Here is a 481-nt window from a genome sequence, read left to right on the forward strand (position 1 = left end):
CTGACCGCTGGCGACAAGATCCTTGATCTTGTTCTGAACTTTCGTGAACTCTTGCGCGCTGTTCAGGTGCCAGCTCGACACGCCATCCAGCATCGCAGAAGCTTTTTCCGGATCGGCTTTCAGCGCAGAGGTAATGTCCACCCAGTCCAGCGCAGAGAGCTGGTAGAAATGGACAATGTGGTCATGGGTGGTATGCGCCGCCAGAATAATATTACGGATATACTGCGCGTTGACGGGAACATCAATATTCAGCGCGCTTTCTGCCGCACGAACGGAGGGGATCGCGTGAGTTGTCGTACAAACGCCGCAAATACGCTGCACAATCATCCACGCATCGCGCGGATCGCGGTTCTTCACGATCTCTTCCATACCGCGCCACATGGTGCCGGACGCCCAAGCTTTGGATACGACGCCGTTCTCAATTTCGCAGTCAATGCGTAAATGACCCTCAATACGGGTTACCGGATCAATAGTAATTCTC

Annotated in this window: 1 protein-coding gene; it reads right to left on the reverse strand. The window is 53.6% G+C overall.

The features are described from left to right. Positions 1-481, reverse strand: a 481-nt coding sequence (locus RH45_RS18980; protein WP_008080319.1) for a nickel-dependent hydrogenase large subunit, incomplete at both ends; no start/stop codon positions are given.

Origin of the sequence: Vibrio sinaloensis DSM 21326, assembly GCF_000189275.1 — a bacterium.
Classification (GTDB): Bacteria; Pseudomonadota; Gammaproteobacteria; order Enterobacterales; family Vibrionaceae; genus Vibrio; species Vibrio sinaloensis.